General features: G+C 52.6%; 35 protein-coding genes and 1 rRNA gene. 2 read left to right on the top strand and 34 right to left on the bottom strand.

Annotated features, from left to right (window positions below; all coding sequences use genetic code 11):
• From DFP98_RS36615 to DFP98_RS36605, 3 genes are all read right to left on the bottom strand, one after another.
• Window positions 1–98 (bottom strand): 16S ribosomal RNA (locus DFP98_RS36615); the annotation flags it as partial.
• Between the two features lie 371 nt (window positions 99–469).
• A complete protein-coding gene (locus DFP98_RS36610) occupies window positions 470–700 on the bottom strand; it encodes a hypothetical protein (RefSeq protein ID WP_116065591.1) in 231 nt (76 codons plus the stop codon).
• Window positions 701–840: 140 nt separating this feature from the next.
• Window positions 841–1,452, bottom strand: coding sequence for a stage II sporulation protein M (locus tag DFP98_RS36605; RefSeq protein WP_116065590.1), 612 nt, complete (start codon window positions 1,450–1,452; stop codon window positions 841–843).
• Window positions 1,453–1,618: 166 nt separating this feature from the next.
• Here DFP98_RS36605 and pdaB point away from each other — a divergent pair, with 166 nt between their 5' ends.
• Entirely contained in the window at window positions 1,619–2,419 is an 801-nt protein-coding gene (pdaB, locus tag DFP98_RS36600; protein ID WP_116065589.1) for a polysaccharide deacetylase family sporulation protein PdaB, read from the top strand.
• Here the strand turns inward: pdaB and DFP98_RS36595 are convergent.
• Window positions 2,412–3,026 carry a KinB-signaling pathway activation protein gene (locus tag DFP98_RS36595; RefSeq protein ID WP_147310332.1) on the bottom strand — a complete coding sequence of 205 codons (615 nt, stop codon included), beginning with the start codon at window positions 3,024–3,026 and terminating at the stop codon, window positions 2,412–2,414. The two genes, pdaB and DFP98_RS36595, sit on opposite strands and share 8 nt — an antisense overlap.
• Before the next feature lie 133 nt (window positions 3,027–3,159).
• On the opposite strand from DFP98_RS36595, the gene gerD reads away from it, so the two are divergent.
• A complete protein-coding gene (gerD, locus tag DFP98_RS36590; protein ID WP_246017117.1) occupies window positions 3,160–3,843 on the top strand; it encodes a spore germination lipoprotein GerD in 684 nt (227 codons plus the stop codon).
• A gap of 70 nt (window positions 3,844–3,913) precedes the next feature.
• On the opposite strand, the gene DFP98_RS36585 is transcribed toward gerD, so the two are convergent.
• From DFP98_RS36585 to rplP, 30 genes are all read right to left on the bottom strand, one after another.
• On the bottom strand, window positions 3,914–5,032 hold the full coding sequence (locus DFP98_RS36585; protein ID WP_116065586.1) for a P-loop NTPase: 1,119 nt from the start codon (window positions 5,030–5,032) through the stop codon (window positions 3,914–3,916).
• A 45-nt stretch (window positions 5,033–5,077) separates the two neighbouring features.
• Complete coding sequence (gene cwlD, locus DFP98_RS36580) at window positions 5,078–5,896, bottom strand: N-acetylmuramoyl-L-alanine amidase CwlD (RefSeq protein WP_246017109.1); 819 nt, start codon at window positions 5,894–5,896, stop codon at window positions 5,078–5,080.
• A 64-nt stretch (window positions 5,897–5,960) separates the two neighbouring features.
• Window positions 5,961–7,139 (bottom strand): sulfate adenylyltransferase, encoded by a 1,179-nt coding sequence (gene sat, locus DFP98_RS36575; RefSeq protein ID WP_116065585.1) that lies wholly within the window; start codon window positions 7,137–7,139, stop codon window positions 5,961–5,963.
• Between the two features lie 74 nt (window positions 7,140–7,213).
• Window positions 7,214–7,906, bottom strand: coding sequence for a phosphoadenylyl-sulfate reductase (locus DFP98_RS36570; RefSeq protein WP_116065584.1), 693 nt, complete (start codon window positions 7,904–7,906; stop codon window positions 7,214–7,216).
• A 219-nt stretch (window positions 7,907–8,125) separates the two neighbouring features.
• Complete coding sequence (gene rpsI / locus DFP98_RS36565; protein WP_116065583.1) at window positions 8,126–8,518, bottom strand: 30S ribosomal protein S9; 393 nt, start codon at window positions 8,516–8,518, stop codon at window positions 8,126–8,128.
• A gap of 18 nt (window positions 8,519–8,536) precedes the next feature.
• Window positions 8,537–8,974: a 50S ribosomal protein L13 gene (rplM, locus tag DFP98_RS36560; RefSeq protein ID WP_116065582.1), complete on the bottom strand. Its 438-nt coding sequence runs from the start codon at window positions 8,972–8,974 to the stop codon at window positions 8,537–8,539.
• A 294-nt stretch (window positions 8,975–9,268) separates the two neighbouring features.
• A complete protein-coding gene (gene truA, locus DFP98_RS36555) occupies window positions 9,269–10,105 on the bottom strand; it encodes a tRNA pseudouridine(38-40) synthase TruA (RefSeq protein WP_116065581.1) in 837 nt (278 codons plus the stop codon).
• Between the two features lie 104 nt (window positions 10,106–10,209).
• Complete coding sequence (gene rplQ, locus DFP98_RS36550; RefSeq protein ID WP_116065580.1) at window positions 10,210–10,575, bottom strand: 50S ribosomal protein L17; 366 nt, start codon at window positions 10,573–10,575, stop codon at window positions 10,210–10,212.
• A 33-nt stretch (window positions 10,576–10,608) separates the two neighbouring features.
• Window positions 10,609–11,553, bottom strand: a complete 945-nt coding sequence (locus DFP98_RS36545) for a DNA-directed RNA polymerase subunit alpha (protein WP_116065579.1) — start codon at window positions 11,551–11,553, stop codon at window positions 10,609–10,611.
• Between the two features lie 154 nt (window positions 11,554–11,707).
• Entirely contained in the window at window positions 11,708–12,106 is a 399-nt protein-coding gene (gene rpsK / locus DFP98_RS36540; RefSeq protein WP_094050605.1) for a 30S ribosomal protein S11, read from the bottom strand.
• A 16-nt stretch (window positions 12,107–12,122) separates the two neighbouring features.
• On the bottom strand, window positions 12,123–12,491 hold the full coding sequence (gene rpsM / locus DFP98_RS36535; RefSeq protein WP_094050606.1) for a 30S ribosomal protein S13: 369 nt from the start codon (window positions 12,489–12,491) through the stop codon (window positions 12,123–12,125).
• Between the two features lie 24 nt (window positions 12,492–12,515).
• Window positions 12,516–12,629 (bottom strand): 50S ribosomal protein L36, encoded by a 114-nt coding sequence (gene rpmJ, locus DFP98_RS36530; protein WP_003333770.1) that lies wholly within the window; start codon window positions 12,627–12,629, stop codon window positions 12,516–12,518.
• A 34-nt stretch (window positions 12,630–12,663) separates the two neighbouring features.
• Window positions 12,664–12,879, bottom strand: coding sequence for a translation initiation factor IF-1 (gene infA / locus DFP98_RS36525; protein ID WP_116065578.1), 216 nt, complete (start codon window positions 12,877–12,879; stop codon window positions 12,664–12,666).
• A 3-nt stretch (window positions 12,880–12,882) separates the two neighbouring features.
• A complete protein-coding gene (locus DFP98_RS36520) occupies window positions 12,883–13,185 on the bottom strand; it encodes a KOW domain-containing RNA-binding protein (protein WP_116065577.1) in 303 nt (100 codons plus the stop codon).
• 15 nt (window positions 13,186–13,200) lie between these two features.
• Window positions 13,201–13,947 carry a type I methionyl aminopeptidase gene (gene map, locus DFP98_RS36515; protein ID WP_116065576.1) on the bottom strand — a complete coding sequence of 249 codons (747 nt, stop codon included), beginning with the start codon at window positions 13,945–13,947 and terminating at the stop codon, window positions 13,201–13,203.
• A 6-nt stretch (window positions 13,948–13,953) separates the two neighbouring features.
• Window positions 13,954–14,598: an adenylate kinase gene (locus DFP98_RS36510; RefSeq protein WP_116065575.1), complete on the bottom strand. Its 645-nt coding sequence runs from the start codon at window positions 14,596–14,598 to the stop codon at window positions 13,954–13,956.
• 27 nt (window positions 14,599–14,625) lie between these two features.
• Window positions 14,626–15,924: a preprotein translocase subunit SecY gene (gene secY, locus DFP98_RS36505; protein WP_116065574.1), complete on the bottom strand. Its 1,299-nt coding sequence runs from the start codon at window positions 15,922–15,924 to the stop codon at window positions 14,626–14,628.
• Entirely contained in the window at window positions 15,924–16,367 is a 444-nt protein-coding gene (gene rplO / locus DFP98_RS36500) for a 50S ribosomal protein L15 (protein ID WP_116065573.1), read from the bottom strand. Before rplO ends, secY begins: the two co-directional genes overlap by 1 nt.
• Before the next feature lie 42 nt (window positions 16,368–16,409).
• On the bottom strand, window positions 16,410–16,589 hold the full coding sequence (rpmD, locus tag DFP98_RS36495) for a 50S ribosomal protein L30 (RefSeq protein WP_116065572.1): 180 nt from the start codon (window positions 16,587–16,589) through the stop codon (window positions 16,410–16,412).
• A gap of 13 nt (window positions 16,590–16,602) precedes the next feature.
• A complete protein-coding gene (rpsE, locus tag DFP98_RS36490) occupies window positions 16,603–17,100 on the bottom strand; it encodes a 30S ribosomal protein S5 (RefSeq protein WP_116065571.1) in 498 nt (165 codons plus the stop codon).
• Window positions 17,101–17,129: 29 nt separating this feature from the next.
• Window positions 17,130–17,495 carry a 50S ribosomal protein L18 gene (rplR, locus tag DFP98_RS36485; RefSeq protein ID WP_116065570.1) on the bottom strand — a complete coding sequence of 122 codons (366 nt, stop codon included), beginning with the start codon at window positions 17,493–17,495 and terminating at the stop codon, window positions 17,130–17,132.
• Between the two features lie 61 nt (window positions 17,496–17,556).
• Window positions 17,557–18,099, bottom strand: coding sequence for a 50S ribosomal protein L6 (gene rplF, locus DFP98_RS36480; RefSeq protein WP_116065569.1), 543 nt, complete (start codon window positions 18,097–18,099; stop codon window positions 17,557–17,559).
• Between the two features lie 30 nt (window positions 18,100–18,129).
• On the bottom strand, window positions 18,130–18,528 hold the full coding sequence (gene rpsH / locus DFP98_RS36475) for a 30S ribosomal protein S8 (RefSeq protein ID WP_116065568.1): 399 nt from the start codon (window positions 18,526–18,528) through the stop codon (window positions 18,130–18,132).
• A 30-nt stretch (window positions 18,529–18,558) separates the two neighbouring features.
• Entirely contained in the window at window positions 18,559–18,744 is a 186-nt protein-coding gene (locus tag DFP98_RS36470) for a type Z 30S ribosomal protein S14 (protein WP_027087364.1), read from the bottom strand.
• Between the two features lie 50 nt (window positions 18,745–18,794).
• Window positions 18,795–19,337, bottom strand: a complete 543-nt coding sequence (gene rplE, locus DFP98_RS36465; RefSeq protein WP_116065567.1) for a 50S ribosomal protein L5 — start codon at window positions 19,335–19,337, stop codon at window positions 18,795–18,797.
• 35 nt (window positions 19,338–19,372) lie between these two features.
• The gene (gene rplX / locus DFP98_RS36460) at window positions 19,373–19,726 is read right to left on the bottom strand and encodes a 50S ribosomal protein L24 (protein WP_116065566.1); all 354 of its coding nucleotides are present in this window, start codon (window positions 19,724–19,726) and stop codon (window positions 19,373–19,375) included.
• Window positions 19,727–19,771: 45 nt separating this feature from the next.
• Window positions 19,772–20,140: a 50S ribosomal protein L14 gene (gene rplN / locus DFP98_RS36455; RefSeq protein WP_116065565.1), complete on the bottom strand. Its 369-nt coding sequence runs from the start codon at window positions 20,138–20,140 to the stop codon at window positions 19,772–19,774.
• Window positions 20,141–20,175: 35 nt separating this feature from the next.
• A complete protein-coding gene (gene rpsQ, locus DFP98_RS36450) occupies window positions 20,176–20,439 on the bottom strand; it encodes a 30S ribosomal protein S17 (protein ID WP_094050619.1) in 264 nt (87 codons plus the stop codon).
• A gap of 23 nt (window positions 20,440–20,462) precedes the next feature.
• Complete coding sequence (rpmC, locus tag DFP98_RS36445; RefSeq protein WP_094050620.1) at window positions 20,463–20,660, bottom strand: 50S ribosomal protein L29; 198 nt, start codon at window positions 20,658–20,660, stop codon at window positions 20,463–20,465.
• A complete protein-coding gene (rplP, locus tag DFP98_RS36440) occupies window positions 20,647–21,084 on the bottom strand; it encodes a 50S ribosomal protein L16 (RefSeq protein ID WP_116065564.1) in 438 nt (145 codons plus the stop codon). The genes rpmC and rplP overlap by 14 nt, the downstream gene beginning before the upstream one ends.

Below are 21,084 nucleotides of genomic sequence, written 5' to 3'. Positions count from 1 at the left end.
CCTCATCAGGAGCAAGCTCCATCAGAGATCCGCTCGACTTGCATGTATTAGGCACGCCGCCAGCGTTCGTCCTGAGCCAGGATCAAACTCTCCATGAAAGGAGCTTTCACGGCAGGGCTTCCAGAGGAAGTCCCGAGAGTGAAAGTCTCCAACGCACAGAGCCTTTGAGGCTCATTCACTGCTGGTTTGCCTTCCGACGACCGAAGCCGTCTTCCGACGTTTTTGTTTCTTACGCTCAATGTTCAGTTTTCAAAGAACAATCGGTGTTTCTCAGTGTTGCTTTATTCCGTCACCGCGTTAACAGCGACCTTTATAATGTATCACAGCTGACTACCTCTTGGCAACAGTTTTTTTCAAAAACTTTTTTGCCGTTATTTCGAAGCTTGTCCGCTCGTCCCCTCTAAAAGCGGGGCGAAAGCTAATTTACCACAATTTAATAGCGCTGGTCAAGCTCTAGATTCGATTTTTTTCAAGATTTATGAGTTTGCTGCTTTAACCCTAGCGCATAACGCGATAATTCCCTTGGCGGAGCAATGCGCGCGTACATGCGGAAGATGATTTTGTACCGCCTTGTAATTGCATCTTTTACAGGTCCGTCTAACCGACGATCGCTCATATCGAGCAGCATCTCGTCCATTTCCTTGCGAAGCAAGTAATCGAACTCCTTGCATTCCTTATCCGTAAACATCATACCGAGCATAGAACGGAATCATCCTCCCGTAATTAGAAGGCCGGAGCCTTCGCCCGACAGGTCGCGGGCAAACTCCGGCGCGTTCTACTGTTATGCTCCTTTTCTGCCAACTTTATGACATCGATCTGGGGAAATCGCCCAACTTAACTTCAAGGCTTCATTAGCCAGAAAGTAACCGTACTCTCCACAACGGCGCCAAGCAGCAGCAAAACGACGACAACGATTATAGCCGGTAACGCTCCCGTAGCCGTTCGGACGAACGGCTGCCAAGGTTCTTTTTTACCGAATGCCGAACCGAACACGCCCCTGATCAACGTCATACCAAATCTTATTCCGAACGCGCAAGCGAGGAATACGGCTGGCAGCTCCAAAATACCGTGAGGCAGCAAGCCTTTGACGATCAACATGAACATGTTCTCTCCGCTTTCCGAGAATTGCGACAACAAGTAGCCGAGAACCATTCCGTTGGCCACCAGCGTGTAGATCGGCATAATCCCCGCAATAATGCCCATCCCCATTGCCATCAACGAAGCAAAAATGTTATTCGCGGTGATCAGAAGAAACGCCATTATCTCAGGTGTGTCGGAGTTTTTGATCGAGTTCGAAAGGGTAGCGATTCCTTGGAGCTGGCTTTCCAGATATTCCGTAGGCGCGTTCGGCGTCCCCCCAATGACCATTCCGGCAAAAAACAAAATAACCGCAAAAATAAAATACGGGCGCGTTTCTCTCCATGAGAGCAGCAAGCCTTGACGCGTAAACATTAGCTTTATCCCCCAATCGAACGACTGATGTGAGCTTCAACTCTATTCGAATATCTCTATGGGCCAAGCATACATTGATAGTATCCAAGTTCTACGGCCAGTCCCGTCTTAGGCGCAACGAAGCCGTCGAACCATCTTAACCTCCGGAAAGGAGCCGATCGAATCCATGAATCACTTTTTCGTATTTAACGGGCGGCGCATTAAAAAGGCATTTTTTCTTACTATGGCGGCCATGCTATCCGTAGCCGTGATCTGGGTCGAAAAAAACAACCTGAGCGTCTTTGCTCCGCATCCTCCCTCCGCCGTATACAACGTGCCGACGGACCGCAAGGTGATTGCGCTTACGTTCGACATTAGCTGGGGAGAAAAACGAGCCGAACCGATCCTGGAAGTTTTGAAAGCCAAAAACGTGGAAAACGTCACCTTTTTCTTGTCTGCGCCTTGGAGCAAAGCGCACCCCGATCTTGTCAAAAAGATCGCGGATGCCGGTTACGAAATCGGCAGCCACGGTCACAAGCACGACAACTACAGTCAATACAGCGAAGAGGAAATCCGCAGGCAGATCACGATTGCGGACGGCATTCTAAGGGATATGACCGGCAAATCCCCGTCGTTGATCCGATTGCCCAACGGGGATTTCGACAAGCGCGTGCTCCGCATCGCGGACGAGCTTAACTACAAGGTCGTTCAGTGGGATACGGATTCTCTCGATTGGAAAAATCCCGGAGTGGATACGATCGTAAACCGAGTCGTCGAGAAGGCGCACGAGGGCGACATCGTCCTGCTGCATGCCAGCGATTCCAGCAAACAGACGCATCAGGCGCTTCCCGAAATCATCGATCAGCTTCGCGCCAAAGGTTACGAATTTGTTACGGTATCCCAATTGATCAACCAGACAGAGACCAAAAGCAAAGTCGTGCAGGATCGTTCCGCATGGAACGAACTGGCCTCTCCTTACTTTATTTAGCTAAGGCGGCAGCCGCTCCGGCTCCGGACGGCTGTCCCAATATTTTATGCAATTGCATGATTTGATACCCGTTGCAGATAAATAGCGGGATCAGCTGGTACAGCAGGGAAGAGATGTCCCCCGTTCTGAAAGCGGGGATGGACTCCAGCACCGTGATGGCGACCATGAAGAAAATCGTCGGAATCCAGGCTCCTGCCGCCGTCTGGCTGACTTTAAACCACGCAACCAGCACCGAACCGACCAGCAGCGCGAGCGGAACGACCAGGAACGTCAAGCTTGGAAAATTCGTGTCGTAAGTCCAATAACCGATTTCAATTAGCACGAACAGAGCGACAAAGCCTTGAATGGCCACCCAATAATAAGGCCGTTTGAAAATGCTGCGAGCGATATAATTCAACATCATATACGCGAAAAAGCCCATATGCGCAAAAGCGCCGAAAGTCATTCCGATCAAAGCCATCATTAACACGTAGGACAACCATCCGCTTGCCTCTACGTTGCGAAAATCAGGATTGAACAGCTGAATGCATACGCTCCCGACCACAGTTACAATAGCGCCGATCACAATCGTCATACCGAATAATTTCATCCATTTTCGTAAGCTCAAGTTAAGGAAACCTCCTCCGAATGTTCAACCTTCATTTTACCATGAACAAGCTAAAAAGCCATGAACAACTCCTTATATTCACAAGGTTGTCGAAGCATACTACAGCCATAACCCTATGAAGGGAATGGTCGGTATGCGATATCGCTTGCGATGGTTAGGATGTCTGCTGGGCGCCTCCCTCTTAGTGACGTCCTGCGGGCAGGAGTCCGGAGGCGGGGGCGGGGGTCAAGTCAGTTATAAAGAAGTCAAATCGATGGTCGTCGACATCCTCGGTTCCGAGGAAGGTCAGAAAGCAATGGAAAAGGCGTCTAACGCCCAGTATGGAGAAAGCACGCTGCAAATGAAGAGCATGACGCCTTCGGATCAGGTCCAGGTCCGACTCGCCGTTAAAGACGTCCTGACTGCACCGGAATATTCCACCGTATTGGAAGGCATTATGCGCGATCCCAAATTCGCAGGAGAGTTTGCCAAAGCCGTCAGCAAAGACAACAAACAAATTCATAAAGATCTTATGAAGGATCCGGCTTATCAGCATGAACTCGTCGACATGTTTAAAACACCGGAAATGACGAAAATTTTGACCGATTCGATGAAAAACCCCGACGTTCGCAAAGTAATTATGAGCTCGGTCACCGAACAAATGCAGAATCCGCTGTTTAAGCTGGAAATTATTAAGCTTCTGCAAAGCGTCGTAAAGGAAGAACTGACTCCGAAGACTCAGAAAAAAGAGGAGAAAAAGGATCAGAGCGGCGGTGCGGAAGAAAGCGGAGAAGGCGAAGGCGGAAGCGGAGATTCGGAAAGCGGCGGCGGTGAATAAAGTTAGACAACGTGGGGCTGTTTCCCGCGGCGGCAATATGCCCGCTGCAGGAAACAGCCCCTTTGCTTCATTATTTGGCGCAGCGGTCGATGATCGTCTGCGCCAGAGCTAGATATTCGCGCCCGATCTCCGAGTCGGCCTTGTACACCGACGGGGAGAAATCCGGTTCAGCCGGATGATTGTCGGGAGCTCCGAGCGGAAATTGCGCCAGCAGATCGGTGCCGAGCGTCTCGGCCAGCTTGCCGCCGCCCCCTCTGCCGAATACATATTCCCTTTCGCCCGTCGCTTTGCTCTCGAAGTAGGACATGTTCTCGACGACTCCGATAATCTCGTGATTCGTCTTGATGGCCATCGCTCCGGCCCGAGCCGCAACGAAGGCGGCGGTCGCATGAGGCGTCGTCACGATGATTTCTTTGCTTTGCGGAATCATCTGGTGAACGTCAAGCGCAACATCTCCCGTTCCCGGCGGCAAATCGAGCAGCAGGTAATCCAGCTCTCCCCAATCGATCTCGGCGAAGAAATTGCGCAGCATCTTACCAAGCATCGGTCCGCGCCAGACGATCGGACTATTGTCTTCGACGAAGAAGCCCATCGAGATGACCTTCACCCCAAAGCGTTCGATCGGCTGAATTTTGTTGCCGACCTGCACCGGACGCTCCTCAATGCCCATCATATCCGGCACGCTGAATCCGTAGATGTCGCTATCGATCAAGCCTACTCGCTTGCCTTGGCGCGCCAGGGCGACAGCCAGATTTACCGTCACCGTAGACTTGCCGACGCCGCCTTTGCCGCTGGCGATGGCAATGAACTCGACGCCGCTCTCCGGATGAAGAATCGTATGCTGCTCCAGACCGGCGCCATGCCCTTTAATCGGCGCTTCCTGAGCCTTGGCCGACGACTTGGACGCCGCGCTCTCCCGGCCCGCTCCCGCCTCCGACAGCTCAAGCTCCGTCATCGCGCGAACTCGAATATGAGGCGTGCCTTCGACTACGCTTGAGAGTGCCTTAACGACGTCCTGCTCCATGGCGGATGCCTGTTCCATGCTGTCCGGATGCAGCACGACGGTCAGCGAGACGGCCGACTCCCGAATCATTATATCTCGAACGAGCCCCAATTCGGTCAGGCTTCGTTTAAGCGCGGGCTCAAGCACGGGCTGCAGAGCTTCCAATACCTTTTCTTTGGTGACCACAAGTCGACCCCCATTACTTAATAGTGCATGCCTTTACAATAGCCATTATAACACAGGCTCTTTCGATTCACCGGATTGAGGCGGAGATTCCGGCTGTTCGGACGCAAATTTCAGAATTCCGCGATAAATAGACGCCGCCACCTTCCTCTGATACTCTTCGTCCGCGAGCAAGCTCGCCTCTTCCGGGTGCGACAGAAATCCGACTTCGACGAGCGCGGTCGGCATTTTGAGCGCCTTAAGCAAGTAGACGGTGTCCGCCTGCTTGGCAATCCGCTGCGTGTTGCCCAGCACGTTCCTCAGCTCGGTCTGGATATCTGCGGCCAGACGCTTGCCTTCCGCGTTATTCGCCGCATAGAACGTCTGAGCTCCAGACCATCTGGGTGACGGGATGCTGTTCATATGGATGCTTACGGCCAGATCGACCTGTCGCTTGCTGACCTGCTCGGCTCGGCGCAGCAAATCCTCGGTCTTGCGGCGGGTATAGCTCTTCGTACCGGGCTGCGCCAGATCGTAATCGCCTTCCCGAGTCAGAATTACAAGAGCTCCGGCTTGCTGCAGATAGTCCCGCAAATACAGCACGACAGCCAGGTTCAAATCCTTCTCGATCACCCCGTCTCGGCTGACCGCGCCTCCGTCGGCTCCTCCATGCCCGGCATCTAGCGCAATGACTTTGCCGGACAACGGCAGCGTCCAATGCGTCCACGTCCGCGCCGACGGAATTTCGCTCAGAAACAAAGCCGCGGTCAGAGCGATCAGGCATACGACGATCCCAAGGCGCAGCAGAGCCTGCCTCGTCACCCATACCACCAGATGTTTACGTCTCTTCAGCGTGTGAAGCCATGATTTGCGTTGTCCGTTTAACAAAATAAATCCACCTCGTCCCGGGAAAACTCCCTACATTTTATGGGACAAGGTGGATTTTTATGAGTTATATCGAGTAAGATTTGCTGGCTTCAGCCATGCCTTCGATGAGAATTGCTGCCACTTCGGGACGCGAGAACTCTGGAGGCGGGCAAATTCCGTCGCGCAGCAAGGCGCGGACCTTAGTGCCTGACAGAGTCAGATGGTCTTCTTTGCCATGCGGACAGGTTTTGCTGGATGCCATATTGCCGCATTTCGTGCAGAAGAAGCTATGCTCGAAATAGAGCGGAGTAATGCCCAATTGCTCGGGAGGGAACGCCTTCAGCAGTTCCTGGGCCTCGTAGGTTCCGTAGTAGTCGCCTACGCCCGCGTGATCCCGGCCGACGATAAAATGGGTGCAGCCGTAGTTCTTGCGCACAAGCGCGTGGAAGATCGCTTCTCGCGGGCCTGCATAACGCATCGCCGCAGGGAATACACCCAGAAACACGCGATCTTGCGGATAATAGTTTTCCAGCAGGGCCAGATAGCTCTTCATCCTTACGTTAGCCGGGACGTCATCCGATTTCGTCTCCCCGACGAGCGGGTTCAGGAACAGGCCGTCGACGATTTCCATCGCCGCTTTCTGAATATACTCGTGCGCCCGGTGTACAGGATTGCGAGTCTGGAAGCCGACTACGGTCTTCCAACCTTTCTCCGCGAAGATACGGCGAGTTTCCGTCGGTGTAAAATAAAATTCGTTGAACTTCTCGGGAACGGGACGATTCAGCACTTGAACCGGTCCTCCGATGTAGGTGTCGGGACGATCGAACAGCTTTACGACGCCGGGATGCTCGATATCGTCCGTCTTGAATACTTTTACGGCCTCATGCCGCTTATCCGCTTTATAGATACTCTCTACGGTGATCACGCCGTATAGGATGCCGTCGCTCTCTCCGACAAGAGCGGCCTTCTGACCGGGAGACAGCTTTTTCGCGTAATCCTCCGACACGGCCAGCGTAATCGGGATACTCCAGATCGCTCCGTTCGCCAGCTTCATGTCGTTCACAACAGACAGGTAGTCGTCCTCGTTCATAAATCCGGTCAACGGGCTGAACGCTCCGACACCGATCAGATCCAGATCCGATATCGTCCACGCGTTGACAGGAATCGATACCCATTCGCCGGCTTGGGCCAACAATGCCTCGCGTTCCTGCCCTTCAACCACCCGATTAACCAATGCTCCGCCATGCGGCAAAATTGCGCTCATCTTCTGAGTAGCTCCTTCGTTAAGCGATAAAATGCGATAAAATTGATATCATTCCATTCAAACAGCTCGGCAACTTATTTGTGCAGACCGCACTCCGTCTTCTCATTGCCCGCCCAACGGCCCGAACGGGGATCTTCGCCCGGCATGACCGGCTTGGTGCAATACTCGCAACCGATGCTGGGAAAGTTCTGGTCGTGCAGCGGATTGTAGATCAGATCGTTGTCGCGAATGTAATTCCAGACGTCTTCCGAAGTCCATGCAGCGATCGGATTAAATTTCACCAGGCCGAACTTCGTATCGTATTCGACTTTCTTCGAATTTGCGCGAGTGGGCGCCTGATCGCGGCGAATGCCGGTAATCCACGCTTCGTACTGGGAGAGAATGCGCGTCAGCGGCTCGACTTTGCGCAGGTTGCAGCAAGCCGTCGGATCGCTCTTCCATAGCTCCGCCCCGTGCTCCGCCTCTTGCTGCTCCGGCGTCAGCTTCGATTTCACTTCGACGAACTTCAGGTTGTACCTCTCAGCGATGCGGTCGCGCGTCTCGTAGGTTTCCTTGAAGTGGAAATCGGTGTCCAGATAAAAAATGTCCGTAGACGGGCTGATCTTCTGAATCATATCCACCAGCACAACGTCCTCTGCTCCGAAGCTGCACGCGAACGTGATGTTCGGGAACGTCTCGATCGCCCAAGCGATGACGGTTTCCGGCGATGCGTTCTCAAACTCTTCGGCTTTGATTCGAATCAGATTTTCCTTTTCGATCAAATTCATCGTTATGACCTCCGCTATACCCAAGTATTTAAGTATGAATACACCCATTATACGCCTGCAACCCAAATACTTCAATCCAAAATAGATTAAAGTGGATGCAAGATCAGCAATTTAATTGAAAAAAAGGAACGAAATTATCGCTCCTTCTCATTGAAAAACAACAAGAAAGCCCCCGACCATAAGGGTCGGAGGCTGAGTTTCCTTGTATGCCGAAGCTTCTTAACGCTTCGAGAATTGAGGAGCGCGACGAGCGGCTTTCAAGCCGTATTTCTTACGCTCTTTCATGCGGGCATCGCGAGTCAGGAAGCCGGCTTTCTTCAGCGCAGGGCGCAGTTCCGGATCCGCTTTAAGCAGTGCGCGGGAAATTCCGTGACGGATTGCGCCGGCTTGGCCGGACGTACCGCCGCCATGAGCCAGTACGATAATGTCGTATTTACCGACAGTCTCGGTCAGGTTCAATGGTTGTTTAACGATCAGCTTCAACGTCTCGACGTCAAAGTAGTCGTTGATTTCGCGTTTGTTGATAACGATGCGGCCTTCACCCGGCACGAGACGAACCCGCGCAACGGAGTGCTTGCGGCGACCCGTTCCTAAATATTGCACTTGAGCCATTCGAAAGTCCTCCTTTTATTATCCGCGAAGTTCGTAAACTTCAGGTTGTTGGGCTTGATGTGGATGTTCGCTACCAGCGTACACTTTCAGCTTGCCTTGAAGCTGATGTCCGAGCTTGTTCTTAGGAAGCATGCCGTAAACCGCCAATTCGATGATGCGAGCAGGTTTCTTGTTCAGCATTTCCTGAGCGGTCGTCGTTTTCAGTCCGCCTGGATAGTGGGAGTGCGTGTAGTATTTCTTCTGCTGCAGCTTCTTGCCTGTCAGGACGATTTTCTCCGCATTGATGACGATAACGAAATCTCCGGTATCGATATGAGGAGTAAATTCCGGTTTGTGTTTGCCGCGGATCAGAGCAGCCGCTTCGCTGGCCAGACGACCGAGCGTTTTGCCAGCGGCGTCGATGATAAGCCATTTGCGCTCTACTTCAAGCGGCTTAGCCATGTAAGTTGTACGCATGAAACATCCTCCTTCGGGTAAATTCCCTGCTTTTATGGGTTAGATCAATTACATTCATACATCGGGTATTTCAACGATGCGCTTGACTTGGATGTGGAAACCGATCGAGGATCGATTCCGTCAAACACACCAAAAGAGTGACTTCTCTGCGCTGGGGCCGTGGGTAGCCACGCAGAAAGCACAAACTCTATTTTACATGAAGCCCAATGCTTATGCAAGTTTAAAGTTGCAAATTTTCGCTCGTAGCCTAGGATACACGCCCTAAGAGACTCCATTTCGAATTTATTCCCATTCTCACTGACCTGACGGCAAATGCTCATAGACGACCTCCCACAAGGAAAGTCCTTGAGGAATGGCCGTCGGCCCCGACCTTGCGCGGTTGCGAGCCGCCAAAATGCCCGGCATCGCTTCGGGGGCGATCTTGCTTTCGCCGATCTGAATCAGTGTCCCGGCAATAATGCGCACCATATTGTAGAGAAACCCCGTGCCTGTCACGTAGAGATGAATCACACCGCGCGTCTTGCCCGGATAATGGCGCTCGTCCCACTCGCGGTTATAGATCGGATTGGCGTATAGCCCTTCCGCCTCGGTTCTTGTTTCGTGAACAAGCTTCGTCTCAAGAATGGTGCGTACATGACTCGGCTTGGTCGACAGCGGGGAAGTAAACGAAGTAAAGTCATGCTCGCCGACCAGATGCGCCGCCCCGGCTCTCATTGCTTCGAGGTCTAGCGGAGTCGGATGGTGGAATTCATAGCGTCGCCGAAACAAATCCGGCATGCGGTTGCAATTGATCGTATAGCGATACGTTTTGCTGAGGGCATCGCGGCGGGAATGAAAATGATCGGGAACGCTATAAGCGCTCTGCACGACAATATCGTTTGGCAGTCTCGTGCTTAGCGCGATTGCCCATCTCTCGATCGGAATAGTGGAGGACGTCTCAAAGTTGACGACTTGGCAGCGGGCATGTACCCCGGCATCGGTTCTTCCGGAGCCCATCAATCGCACTCGCTCGCCGGTCAGTTTAGAAATTACCTGCTCCAATTTATCCTGAATCGTATTGCCGCCGGGTTGGCTTTGAAACCCACTGTAGTCCGTCCCGTCATAACTGACAATGAGAGCGATATTGCGCATGCCATCTCCTCCAAGCGAGGCCTAAGCGGCCGAATTCCAAGCTTCAGCACAAAAAAAGGATGATCCGAATGCGGGATTCGGTCCATCCTTCTTTGCTCCGTTCCTTAAGCGCGATCTACGAGCTCGAGATACACCATCGGAGCCGAATCTCCGCGGCGAGGTCCCAGCTTCAGGATGCGCGTATAGCCGCCCGGACGCTCCGCATAACGCGGTGCGAGATCGGAGAACAGTTTTTGGATGGCGTCTTGCTCGCCATTCAGCGTTTCACGACGAACGAACGCCGCCACTTGACGACGGGCGTGCAAGTCGCCGCGCTTAGCCAAAGTGATCAGACGCTCTGCGATCGAGCGAACTTCTTTAGCTTTCGCTTCAGTCGTTTGGATGCGCTCGTACAGGAACAGGTCGGTCGTCAGATCGCGGAACAAAGCTTTCCGCGCGCTGGAATCGCGACTCAGTTTTTGATAAGCCATTTTGTTTTCCCTCCTTTGCTGCTGGTAACGATGCTATTCCTCGAAGCGTAAGCCCAATCCCAGTTCTTCCAGCTTCTCTTGAACTTCCTCTAAAGACTTGCGGCCCAGGTTGCGGACCTTCATCATGTCCTCTTCAGTTTTCGTGATCAGCTCTTGAACGGTGTTGATGCCGGCACGCTTCAGGCAGTTGTAAGAACGGACGGAAAGATCGAGCTCTTCGATCGTCATCTCAAGCACTTTTTCTTTCTTGTCCTCTTCTTTTTCCTTCATCGTTTCGGTATCTTTAGCCTCGTCCGTAAGCCCTACGAACAAGGAAAGGTGATCGGTCAAAATTTTGGCGCCCAAGCTCACTGCTTCTTCAGGCCGAATACTGCCGTCGGTCCATACTTCAAGCGTTAGCTTGTCGTAGTTTGTAACCTGACCGACACGCGTATTCTCAACCTGATAGTTCACGCGAGTAATCGGGGTGTAGATCGAATCGACCGGAATAACGCCGATCGGCTGATCTTCCTTCTTGTTCCGATCCGAAGGCACATAACCGCGTCCGACACGCGCGAAAATGCGCATGTGCAGACGGGCTCCGGAAGCCAGAGTTGCGATATGCAAATCCGGATTCAGAATTTCGACGTCGCTGTCCGCGCGAATATCGCCGGCCGTTACGACCCCGTCGCCTTCCGCATCGATCTCGAGCACTTTCTCCTCGTCCGAATGAATCTTCAGCGATAACTGCTTCAGATTGAGGATGATTTGCGTTACATCCTCAATAACACCCGGAATCGTGGAAAATTCATGAAGCACGCCGTCAATCTGAACCGATACGACGGCTGCGCCCGGCAAGGACGACAGCAGAATGCGGCGCAGAGAGTTGCCGAGCGTCATGCCGTAGCCGCGTTCCAGCGGCTCAACAACAAAACGCCCGTATCTCTTGTCATCATGAAGTTCCACGGAATCGATTTTTGGTTTCTCGATCACTATCATAACCAAAACCTCCTTCAAAAACGTCGCTGACGTTGCCTTTGTTCACCCAATGAGATATTTCAGCAATGTTTATGGGCTAAACCGTGTAGTATGCCTAACCGTTACAACCATTATTCTCAAGTTGTTCTTGTTTGATACCACAACAGCAACGTTGTTATACGCGGCGGCGTTTCGGAGGACGGCATCCGTTATGCGGGATTGGCGTTACGTCTCGGATCATGCTGACTTCAAGACCGGCAGCTTGCAACGAACGAATCGCAGCTTCGCGGCCTGCGCCGGGACCTTTAACGGATACTTCAACCAAACGCATTCCGTGTTCCATTGCAGCGCGTGCTGCGGACTCGGCAGCCATTTGAGCGGCAAACGGCGTGCTCTTACGGGAACCTTTGAAACCGAGGTTACCGGAGCTAGCCCAGGAAACCGCGTTACCGTGCGGGTCCGTAATCGTAACGATCGTATTGTTGAACGTGGAACGGATATGTGCCACGCCGGAGTCGATATTCTTGCGATCACGACGCTTGGTACGAACGACTTTCTTGCCCTTTTGTGCCATGTTTTGTTATCCCCCCTTATTTCTTCTTGTTCGCTACCGTACGACGCGGACCTTTGCGTGTACGAGCGTTCGTCTTCGAACGTTGTCCGCGAACCGGAAGACCGCGGCGGTGACGGATGCCACGATAGCAGCCGATTTCGATCAGCCGTTTGATGTTTAGTGCAATTTCGCGACGCAAGTCGCCCTCGACCTTCACTTCTTTGTCGATCGTTTCGCGCAGACGAGCCAGCTCGTCTTCGGTCAGATCACGAACGCGAGTGTCGGGATTGACGCCCGTGGACGCCAGCACCTTCTGGGAAGTGGACTTGCCAATTCCGAAGATGTACGTCAGGGCGATTTCCACGCGCTTGTCGCGCGGGAGGTCAACACCAGATATACGTGCCATAGTAAGAGGCACCTCCTTCTATCGTTAGCCTTGTTTTTGTTTATGCTTCGGGTTCTCGCAGATAACCATGACGTTACCTTTGCGGCGAATGACTTTGCATTTTTCGCAAATCGGTTTGACCGAAGGTCTCACCTTCATGATAATACCCTCCTTAAATGTGGAGCGAACGAACTTATTTGCGGTATGTGATACGTCCGCGCGTCAGATCGTAGGGCGATAATTGAATAACCACTTTATCCCCCGTCAGAATCCGTATGAAATGCATCCGGAGCTTACCGGAAACATGCGCAAGGATTTGATGTCCGTTCTCCAGCTCTACCTTGAACATGGCATTCGGCAACGGTTCAACGACCGTTCCTTCAACCTCGATGACGTCCTCTTTGGCCACCCGTCATTCTCCTTTCTCTTCAGCATCGAGCCGTCGTTCGATTTGATCGATAGCGTACCGAAGCTTCGCGTTGGTTACGCGTCCAGTGTCGCGAATGCTGCTGGCAACCTCCTCGCTTCGGACCCCGATCCGTTCGAGATGCAGCACGTTTTTGCGTTTGGGCCGGTCGAAGCGGCGTTTATCGCCGTCGGCCACGAGCGCGAATCGCTCCTCGACAAGGGCGATCACGACCGCTAGCTCACCTTCGTCTTTTCCACGCCGGCTTCTTACGATGTCGCCGGGCGCAAGCTTCACGTTTACCGTCATATCCTTCACCTGGCTTTATGCACGGGTCAGTATTTCATACCCGTCTTCGGTCACGGCTATCGTATGCTCGAAATGCGCGCACAGGGATCCGTCCACCGTAACGACCGTCCAATTGTCGGACAAGGTCTTTACGTATCGCTCTCCCACATTGACCATCGGCTCGATCGCGAGCGTCATCCCCGGCTTCAGTCTCGGTCCGCGGTCCGGCGCTCCGTAATTCGGAATTTGCGGTTCTTCGTGAAGAGCCGCGCCTACGCCGTGTCCGACATATTCTCTGACGACGGAGAAGCCCGCGTCTTCGATCACCTTCTGAATACCATGAGAGACTGTAAACAACCTGACGTCCGGACGAACCAACTCAAGCCCTGCATAGAGGGAAGCTTCGGTCACGTCCAGCAATCTTTGCGCTTCGTCGCTGATCTGGCCGACTCCGTATGTCCATGCGGAATCGCCGTGGTAGCCCTGATACTGTGCACCGATATCGATGCTGATGATGTCGCCTTCTACGAGCTTCCGCGGTCCGGGAAACCCATGCACGAGTTCCTCGTTCGTGGAGGCGCATATGCTGGCGGGAAAACCGTTGTAACCTTTGAAAGAGGGAACGGCGCCTTGGCTTCGGATGAACGCGTCGGCGATCCGATCGAGCTCGGCGGTCGTCACGCCGGGAACGATCGCTTGCTTCATCAAGCGATGCGTCTCAGCGACGATTCGGCCCGCCTCCCGCATCAAGTTCAACTCTTTCTCGGACTTGATCACGATCATAGCCGATTAACCTCTGAGTAGGGAAGCAATATCGCCCGTTACCGCGTCGATATCCTTCTCTCCGTCTACTTCGCGGAGCAAACCTTTGTCGCCGTAATACGTCAGCAGCGGAGCCGTCTTGCTGATATACTCGTCAAGACGAGTGCCCACTTTCTCTTCCGTATCGTCGGAACGCTGATACAGCTCTCCCCCGTCCTTATCGCAGATGCCTTCCTGCTTCGGAGGGTTAAACACAATATGATACGTTGCGCCGCAAGTTTTGCAGATTCGTCTTCCGGTCAGGCGGGCCAACAGGAAGCCGCGGTCCACCTTGAGGTTGATGACGTGATCGATCTTGCGGCCCATTTCGGCCAGCATGCCGTCGAGCGCTTCAGCTTGAGCGAGCGTCCGCGGGAAGCCGTCGAGCAGAAATCCGCTCGCACAATCCTCAGCCGCGAGACGATCGCGCACGATGCCGTTCGTCACTTCGTCCGGAACGAGAAGACCTTGGTCGACGTACTCCTTAGCCTTCTGTCCCAGCGGCGTGCCTTGCTTCATGGCTAAACGAAACGCATCACCCGTCGAGATGTGCGGAATGCCGAATTGCGCTACGATCCGCTCTGCCTGCGTTCCTTTGCCGGCGCCAGGAGGCCCCATAAACAGAATGTTCATTGCTGTTCCTCCTGTCCGTCTCGTAGATTACTTATTGATAAACCCTTTGTAATGGCGTTTGATCAATTGGCTCTCGATCTGCTTCATCGTCTCAAGCGCTACCCCGACAATAATGAGCAGCGAGGTGCCGCCCAGTTGAACTGTACGAGGAAGATCCGCAAGATATCCGAAGAACACCGGCAGAACCGAGATCAAAGCCAGGAAAATCGCGCCTGCAAGCGTGATGCGAGTAATGACCCGCGTCAGGAAACCGGCGGTTGGCTTGCCCGGACGAATGCCCGGAATGTAGCCGCCGTTCTTCTTCATATTGTCCGCCAATTGCTGTGGGTTGAACTGAACGAACGTGTAGAAGAACGTAAATCCGATAATCAGCAGTACGTACAGCACCATGCCAAGCGGCTGGTCGTAGTACATATGATTGATAACCCACTGTGCCCAAGCCTTGTTCGCCCAGAACTGAGCAATCGTGATCGGGAACATCAGCAGCGATACCGCGAAGATAACCGGGATTACGCCCGCGCCATTCACTTTAAGCGGAATGTGCGTCGATTGGCCGCCGTACATCTTCTGTCCGACAACCCGTTTGGCGTATTGTACAGGAATCTTGCGCACGCCTTGCTGAATGAAGATGACGCCTGCGATAATCAGGACGATTACGATCAGGATAATCAGCACCTTCACAATGTTCAGGAACACTTGGCTGGAATCTACGAATTGGGTTTCGTAAATGTCGCGAATGTGTTTAGGCAAGGATGCGACGATCGCCGCGAAGATCAGGATCGAGATACCGTTGCCGATACCTTTTTCGTTGACCTGCTCGCCGAGCCACATCAGGAATGCCGTACCTGCCGTCAATACAATCGCAATCATAAGATACGTCGCGACATTCGCATCGATGACCATTTCGTACGAATACATCCGGTTAAAGCCGATTGCCGTAGCGAAAGCTTGGATAAGCCCGAGAACGATCGTTCCGTAACGAGTGATCTGAGCCAGCTTACGCTTGCCGTTCTCGCCTTCCTTCTGCCATTCCGAGAACTTCGGAATGACGTCCATGGAAAGCAATTGAACGATGATCGACGCCGTAATGTACGGTGTGATTCCCAAGGCAAAGATGGAGAAATTGAACAGCGCACCGCCGGAGAAAGTATTCAGAAGGCCGAACAGGTCGGTACCCGCTTGGTCGGCCATCGTCAACACGTCTTTATTAATGTTCGGGACCGGGATAAAGGAACCGATACGGTAAATTAACAGGATGAAAAGGGTGAAGAGGATCCTCTTGCGAAGGTCCTCAACTTTCCAAATGTTAGTGACGGTCGCGAACATTAGATCACCTCGGTTTTACCGCCGGCGGCTTGAATTTTTTCTGCAGCAGACTGAGAAAACTTATGAGCTTTAACAGTCAGTTGCACACTCAACTCGCCATTGCCCAAAATTTTAATTCCGTCTTTTGGATTTTTCAGTATGCCTTCGCTCAGAAGCAATTCAGGCGTAACTTCCGTTCCCGCCGCAAAACGGTTCAAATCATCAAGATTAACGATCGCGAATACAGTAGCAAAACGATCGTTGTTGAAACCGCGCTTAGGAACCCGACGGTACAACGGGTTTTGTCCGCCCTCGAATCCGGGACGCACACCGCCGCCGGAACGAGCGTTCTGCCCTTTGTGACCGCGACCGGACGTTTTGCCGAGACCGCTGCCGGCGCCGCGTCCAACCCGCTTACGGGTGAACTTGGAGCCTGCGTTAGGAGACAGCTCATGCAATTTCATCGTACGTCGCACCTCCTTGATTTTTTATGCTTGGTGTCTATTTTACACTTCTTTAACTTCGATCAGGTGACTAACCGTATTGACCATGCCGCGAATCGCGACATTGTCTTCCTTAACTACGGACGAATGCAGCTTGCCGAGGCCCAGAGATTTCACCGTTTGGCGTTGATTCTCAGGACGGCCGATCAAACTGCGAACGAGGGTAATTTGAAGCTGTGCCATCTGTTTCCCCTCCTTAGCGGAATAGCTCTGCAACGGTTTTGCCGCGCAGTTTCGCTACGTCTTCGGCGCGTTTCAGGCGAGACAAACCTTCCAACGTCGCATTGACCATGTTAATGGAGTTGGAGGATCCCAGCGATTTCGTCAAAATATCGCCGACTCCAGCCAGTTCGAGCACCGCGCGAACAGGACCGCCCGCGATAACGCCCGTACCTTCCGATGCTGGTTTCAACAACACTTTGCCGGCGCCGAACCTTCCCGTAACGGCATGTGGAATCGTCGTTCCAACGAACGGTACGAAGACCAGATTTTTCTTGGCGTCTTCAACGCCTTTGCGGATTGCGTCAGGAACTTCGGATGCTTTGCCGATGCCCGCGCCAACCCAGCCTTTGCCGTCTCCGACAACGACGAGTGCGCTGAAGCTGAAGCGACGTCCGCCCTTGACGACTTTGGAGACACGGTTAATTTGTACCATTTTCTCCGTCAGTTCCAATGTGTTCGGATCTACACGCAAGTCGTTTACCTCCTTGTGTCAAAAGTGAATTAAAACTGTAAACCGGCTTCGCGTGCAGCATCCGCCAGTGCTTGAATACGTCCGTGGTACAAATAACCGCCGCGATCGAACACAACGTTCTCGTGTCCTTTTTCCTTCGCGCGTTTAGCGATCAGCTCGCCAACTTTGCGCGCAGCTTCCACGTTTCCGCCGTTTCCGTTTCCAGCAAGCTCCTTGTCGACTGTCGATGCGCTGGCCAGCGTTACGCCTTGAACGTCATCGATCAATTGAGCATAGATGTGCTTGGAGGAACGAAACACGGACAGACGTGGACGCTCGCTTGTCCCGCTGATTTTCTTACGAACCCGAAGGTGTCTTTTCAGACGTGCCTTGTTCTTGTCGGCTTTAGTAATCATCCGCATTTACACTCCCTTCATAAAATTAACGCCGAACGGCACTCAGGCCGCCGCGTTCGTCTTATTTCTTCTTACCTGCTTTACCCTCTTTACGGATAATGCGTTCGCCTTCGTACTTGATTCCTTTGCCTTTGTAAGGCTCAGGAGGACGAACGGCGCGAATTTTAGCCGCGATCTCGCCAACGGCTTCTTTATTGATGCCTTTAACGATGATTTTGTTCTGAGCAGGAACCTCGAATTCAATACCGTTCTCAGGAACGAACTCAACCGGGTGAGAATAACCAACGTTCAATACCAGCTTCTCGCCGGATTTGCTTGCACGGTAACCTACGCCGACCAGCTCAAGGTTCTTTGCATAACCGTCAGTTACGCCGTTTACCATGTTGGCCACTACGCTACGGGTCGTTCCGTGCAGAGCACGGTGAAGCTTGTTATCGGAAGGACGTTCAACAGTAATGACATCGGACTCGTACGAAACTTTCATATCTCCGTGGAGCGTGCGGGACAAAGTTCCTTTCGGTCCTTTGATTGTAATTACGTTGTTGTCCAGGTTCACGTTCACGCCGTTAGGCACCTGAATCGGTTTGCGTCCAATACGGGACATGGGTACACCTCCAATCGTGTGACAGTTAAATTACCAAACGTAGCAAAGCACTTCGCCGCCGGATTTGCCTTGACGGGCTTCCTTGTCGGTGATGATGCCTTTGGATGTGGAAATGATCGCGATGCCGAGGCCACCCAACACGCGCGGAACTTCGTTCGATTTCGTGTATACGCGCAGGCCGGGCTTGCTGATGCGTTTAAGGCCTGTGATAACGCGCTCGTTGTTCGCGCCGTATTTCAAGAAAATACGGATCAAACCTTGCTTGTTGTCTTCGACATACTCCGCGTCGCGGATAAAGCCTTCGCGCTTCAGGATTTCAGCAATTTGCTTTTTCACCGTCGACGCAGGCAGTTCCACAGACTCATGACGCACCAGATTCGCGTTGCGAATGCGCGTCAACATATCTGCAATAGGATCAGACATAACCATGGGGTAAACCTCCTTCCCGAACTAGGCTGATTACCAGCTCGCTTTTTTGACGCCAGGAATCTGGCCCTTATATGCCAACTCGCGGAAACAGATCCGGCAGATTTTGAACTTTTGTAATACGGAATGCGGACGTCCGCAACGCTCGCAGCGCGTGTAAGCTTGGACTTTAAACTTCGGCGCGCGTTGTTGCTTGATTTTCATCGATGTTTTTGCCACTTGCTTTCACACCTCCATTAGGTAACCTTTTGCTATTGACCGGGTTATCGTCACTTCGCAAACGGCATACCCAATTGGGTGAGCAGCTCACGCGCTTCTTCGTCCGATTGTGCCGTCGTGACGATGACGATGTCCATCCCGCGAACTTTATCGATCTTGTCGTATTCGATCTCCGGGAAGATCAGCTGCTCTTTCAGGCCAAGCGTATAGTTGCCGCGGCCGTCGAACGATTTGGTCGAGACGCCGTGGAAATCGCGTACGCGAGGAAGAGAAATGTTGAACAGCTTATCCAGGAAGTGGTACATCCGTTCGCCGCGCAGCGTAACCTTGACGCCGATCGGCAAGTTCTCCCGCAGACGGAAGCCTGCGATCGATTTCTTGGACCGCGTAACTACAGGCTTCTGACCGGCAATCTTCTGCATGTCCTCAACCGCAAAATCGATGATTTTGGAGTTGGAAACCGCCTCGCCGACACCCATGTTGATGACGACTTTCTCGATTTTCGGCACTTGCATAACGGACTTGTAGCTAAACTTCTGCATTAGCGCAGGAGTGATTTCATTCAGGAAACGTTCCTTCATTCTTGCTGCCATGAGTCACAATGACCTCCTTTCCGTTGTTACTCCGATTAGTCGATCGATTCTCCGGAACGTTTTGCGACCCGGATCTTCTTGCCGTTATCGAGCGTTTTGTAGCCGATACGTGTCGGCTTGCCGCTCTTAGGATCGATATGCATGACGTTCGAAGCATGAATTGCCGCTTCGCGTTCGATGATACCGCCTTGTTGGTTTTGCGGGTTCGGGCGAGTATGACGTTTGATCATGTTCACGCCTTCGACAAGAACGCGGTTTTCACGCGGATAGGCTGCGATAATGCGGCCTTTCTTGCCTTTGTCTTTGCCGGAGATGACGATTACGTTATCGTCTTTCTTCACGTGCAGTTTATTGTTGTGCGATTCAAGCACTTTTTTCAGACGGGGCATGGGTACACCTCCTTGAGTCTTTCTCCATCGGTGCGTTCCGGAGTCTTACAAAACTTCCGGTGCCAGGGAAATGATTTTCATAAAGTCGCGTTCGCGAAGTTCGCGGGCAACAGGTCCGAAGATACGAGTGCCACGTGGGCCCTTATCATCCTTTACGATGACGGCTGCGTTCTCGTCGAACGCAATATAGGAGCCGTCCTTGCGGCGTACCGAACGTTTCGTACGAACGATAACACATTTGACTACGTCGCCTTTTTTGACAACGCCGCCTGGTGTTGCTTGTTTGACAGAGCATACGATCATATCACCGATATGTCCTACGCGGCGTCCAGTACCGCCAAGCACGCGGATGCACATCAATTCTTTCGCGCCGGAGTTGTCGGCAACTTTCAGACGCGTAAACGGTTGAATCATCGCAGGGTCCTCCTTTCAATAACGAGTAAGTCGAATTAAGCCAGTACAGCTTTCTCGACGATTTCGACCAGACGCCATGTTTTGTCTTTCGACAACGGGCGGGTCTCCATGATTTTCACGGTGTCGCCAATTTGCGCTTCGTTGTTCTCATCGTGCGCTTTGAACTTCTTCGTGTATTTGATCCGCTTGTGGTACAGGCTGTGCTTCTTGTACGTCTCAACAGCTACCACAATCGTTTTGTCCATCTTGTCGCTGACGACTTTACCGATTTGCACTTTGCGATTATTGCGTTCGCTCATGGTCATCCTCCTTTTCCCGGGTTTTAGCCGATGCCGAGTTCACGCTCGCGCAAAATGGTTTTAGCCCGAGCGATTTCTTTCCGCAGTTCGCCAAGGCGGTGCGGGGTGTCCAGTTGGCCGGTAGCCAGTTGGAAGCGGAGGTTGAACAGTTCATCCTTGAAGCCGGCGATCTTCTGCTCGAGTTCCGCCGATGTCAGGTTGCGAAATTCACTGGCTTTCATTTGCTTCACCACCCAGTTCTTCACGTTTCACAAACTTCGTCTTCACCGGCAGCTTGTGAGCGGCAAGACGCATTGCTTCGCGTGCGATCTCCTCGGATACCCCTGCGAGCTCGAACATTACTTTGCCCGGTTTCACAACGGCAACCCATGCTTCTACGTTACCTTTACCGCTACCCATCCGCACCTCGAGAGGCTTTTGGGTGATCGGTTTCGAAGGGAAGATTTTGATCCAAACTTTACCGCCCCGTTTGATGTAACGAGTCATCGCGATACGAGCAGCCTCGATCTGACGGTTCGTTACCCAAGAAGCTTCCTGTGCCTGCAGGCCGAATTCGCCGAAGTGCACTTCCGTGCCGCCTTTGGCGCGACCTTTCATTTTACCGCGGTGTACTTTGCGGTGTTTGACGCGTTTAGGGACCAACAT

This window comes from Cohnella phaseoli, from assembly GCF_003386235.1.
In the GTDB taxonomy this organism is placed as follows: domain Bacteria; phylum Bacillota; class Bacilli; order Paenibacillales; family Paenibacillaceae; genus Cohnella; species Cohnella phaseoli.
Note: the sequence above shows the minus strand (reverse complement) of the source record. Positions and strands in the feature narration are given on the sequence as shown.

What these genes read in the sequence shown, in the direction of transcription:
- DFP98_RS36610 (WP_116065591.1), bottom strand. Translation starts at nt 700, where the DNA reads ATGCTCGGTATGATGTTTACGGATAAGGAATGCAAGGAGTTCGATTAC.
- DFP98_RS36605 (WP_116065590.1), bottom strand. Translation starts at nt 1,452, where the DNA reads ATGTTTACGCGTCAAGGCTTGCTGCTCTCATGGAGAGAAACGCGCCCG.
- pdaB (WP_116065589.1), top strand. Translation starts at nt 1,619, where the DNA reads ATGAATCACTTTTTCGTATTTAACGGGCGGCGCATTAAAAAGGCATTT.
- gerD (WP_246017117.1), top strand. Translation starts at nt 3,160, where the DNA reads ATGCGATATCGCTTGCGATGGTTAGGATGTCTGCTGGGCGCCTCCCTC.
- sat (WP_116065585.1), bottom strand. Translation starts at nt 7,139, where the DNA reads ATGAGCGCAATTTTGCCGCATGGCGGAGCATTGGTTAATCGGGTGGTT.
- DFP98_RS36570 (WP_116065584.1), bottom strand. Translation starts at nt 7,906, where the DNA reads ATGAATTTGATCGAAAAGGAAAATCTGATTCGAATCAAAGCCGAAGAG.
- rpsI (WP_116065583.1), bottom strand. Translation starts at nt 8,518, where the DNA reads ATGGCTCAAGTGCAATATTTAGGAACGGGTCGCCGCAAGCACTCCGTT.
- rplM (WP_116065582.1), bottom strand. Translation starts at nt 8,974, where the DNA reads ATGCGTACAACTTACATGGCTAAGCCGCTTGAAGTAGAGCGCAAATGG.
- truA (WP_116065581.1), bottom strand. Translation starts at nt 10,105, where the DNA reads ATGCGCAATATCGCTCTCATTGTCAGTTATGACGGGACGGACTACAGT.
- rplQ (WP_116065580.1), bottom strand. Translation starts at nt 10,575, where the DNA reads ATGGCTTATCAAAAACTGAGTCGCGATTCCAGCGCGCGGAAAGCTTTG.
- DFP98_RS36545 (WP_116065579.1), bottom strand. Translation starts at nt 11,553, where the DNA reads ATGATAGTGATCGAGAAACCAAAAATCGATTCCGTGGAACTTCATGAT.
- rpsK (WP_094050605.1), bottom strand. Translation starts at nt 12,106, where the DNA reads ATGGCACAAAAGGGCAAGAAAGTCGTTCGTACCAAGCGTCGTGATCGC.
- rpsM (WP_094050606.1), bottom strand. Translation starts at nt 12,491, where the DNA reads ATGGCACGTATATCTGGTGTTGACCTCCCGCGCGACAAGCGCGTGGAA.
- rpmJ (WP_003333770.1), bottom strand. Translation starts at nt 12,629, where the DNA reads ATGAAGGTGAGACCTTCGGTCAAACCGATTTGCGAAAAATGCAAAGTC.
- DFP98_RS36520 (WP_116065577.1), bottom strand. Translation starts at nt 13,185, where the DNA reads ATGACGGTAAACGTGAAGCTTGCGCCCGGCGACATCGTAAGAAGCCGG.
- map (WP_116065576.1), bottom strand. Translation starts at nt 13,947, where the DNA reads ATGATCGTGATCAAGTCCGAGAAAGAGTTGAACTTGATGCGGGAGGCG.
- DFP98_RS36510 (WP_116065575.1), bottom strand. Translation starts at nt 14,598, where the DNA reads ATGAACATTCTGTTTATGGGGCCTCCTGGCGCCGGCAAAGGAACGCAG.
- secY (WP_116065574.1), bottom strand. Translation starts at nt 15,924, where the DNA reads ATGTTCGCGACCGTCACTAACATTTGGAAAGTTGAGGACCTTCGCAAG.
- rplO (WP_116065573.1), bottom strand. Translation starts at nt 16,367, where the DNA reads ATGAAATTGCATGAGCTGTCTCCTAACGCAGGCTCCAAGTTCACCCGT.
- rpmD (WP_116065572.1), bottom strand. Translation starts at nt 16,589, where the DNA reads ATGGCACAGCTTCAAATTACCCTCGTTCGCAGTTTGATCGGCCGTCCT.
- rplR (WP_116065570.1), bottom strand. Translation starts at nt 17,495, where the DNA reads ATGATTACTAAAGCCGACAAGAACAAGGCACGTCTGAAAAGACACCTT.
- rplF (WP_116065569.1), bottom strand. Translation starts at nt 18,099, where the DNA reads ATGTCCCGTATTGGACGCAAACCGATTCAGGTGCCTAACGGCGTGAAC.
- rpsH (WP_116065568.1), bottom strand. Translation starts at nt 18,528, where the DNA reads ATGGTTATGTCTGATCCTATTGCAGATATGTTGACGCGCATTCGCAAC.
- rplE (WP_116065567.1), bottom strand. Translation starts at nt 19,337, where the DNA reads ATGGCAGCAAGAATGAAGGAACGTTTCCTGAATGAAATCACTCCTGCG.
- rplX (WP_116065566.1), bottom strand. Translation starts at nt 19,726, where the DNA reads ATGCCCCGTCTGAAAAAAGTGCTTGAATCGCACAACAATAAACTGCAC.
- rplN (WP_116065565.1), bottom strand. Translation starts at nt 20,140, where the DNA reads ATGATTCAACCGTTTACGCGTCTGAAAGTTGCCGACAACTCCGGCGCG.
- rpsQ (WP_094050619.1), bottom strand. Translation starts at nt 20,439, where the DNA reads ATGAGCGAACGCAATAATCGCAAAGTGCAAATCGGTAAAGTCGTCAGC.
- rpmC (WP_094050620.1), bottom strand. Translation starts at nt 20,660, where the DNA reads ATGAAAGCCAGTGAATTTCGCAACCTGACATCGGCGGAACTCGAGCAG.
- rplP (WP_116065564.1), bottom strand. Translation starts at nt 21,084, where the DNA reads ATGTTGGTCCCTAAACGCGTCAAACACCGCAAAGTACACCGCGGTAAA.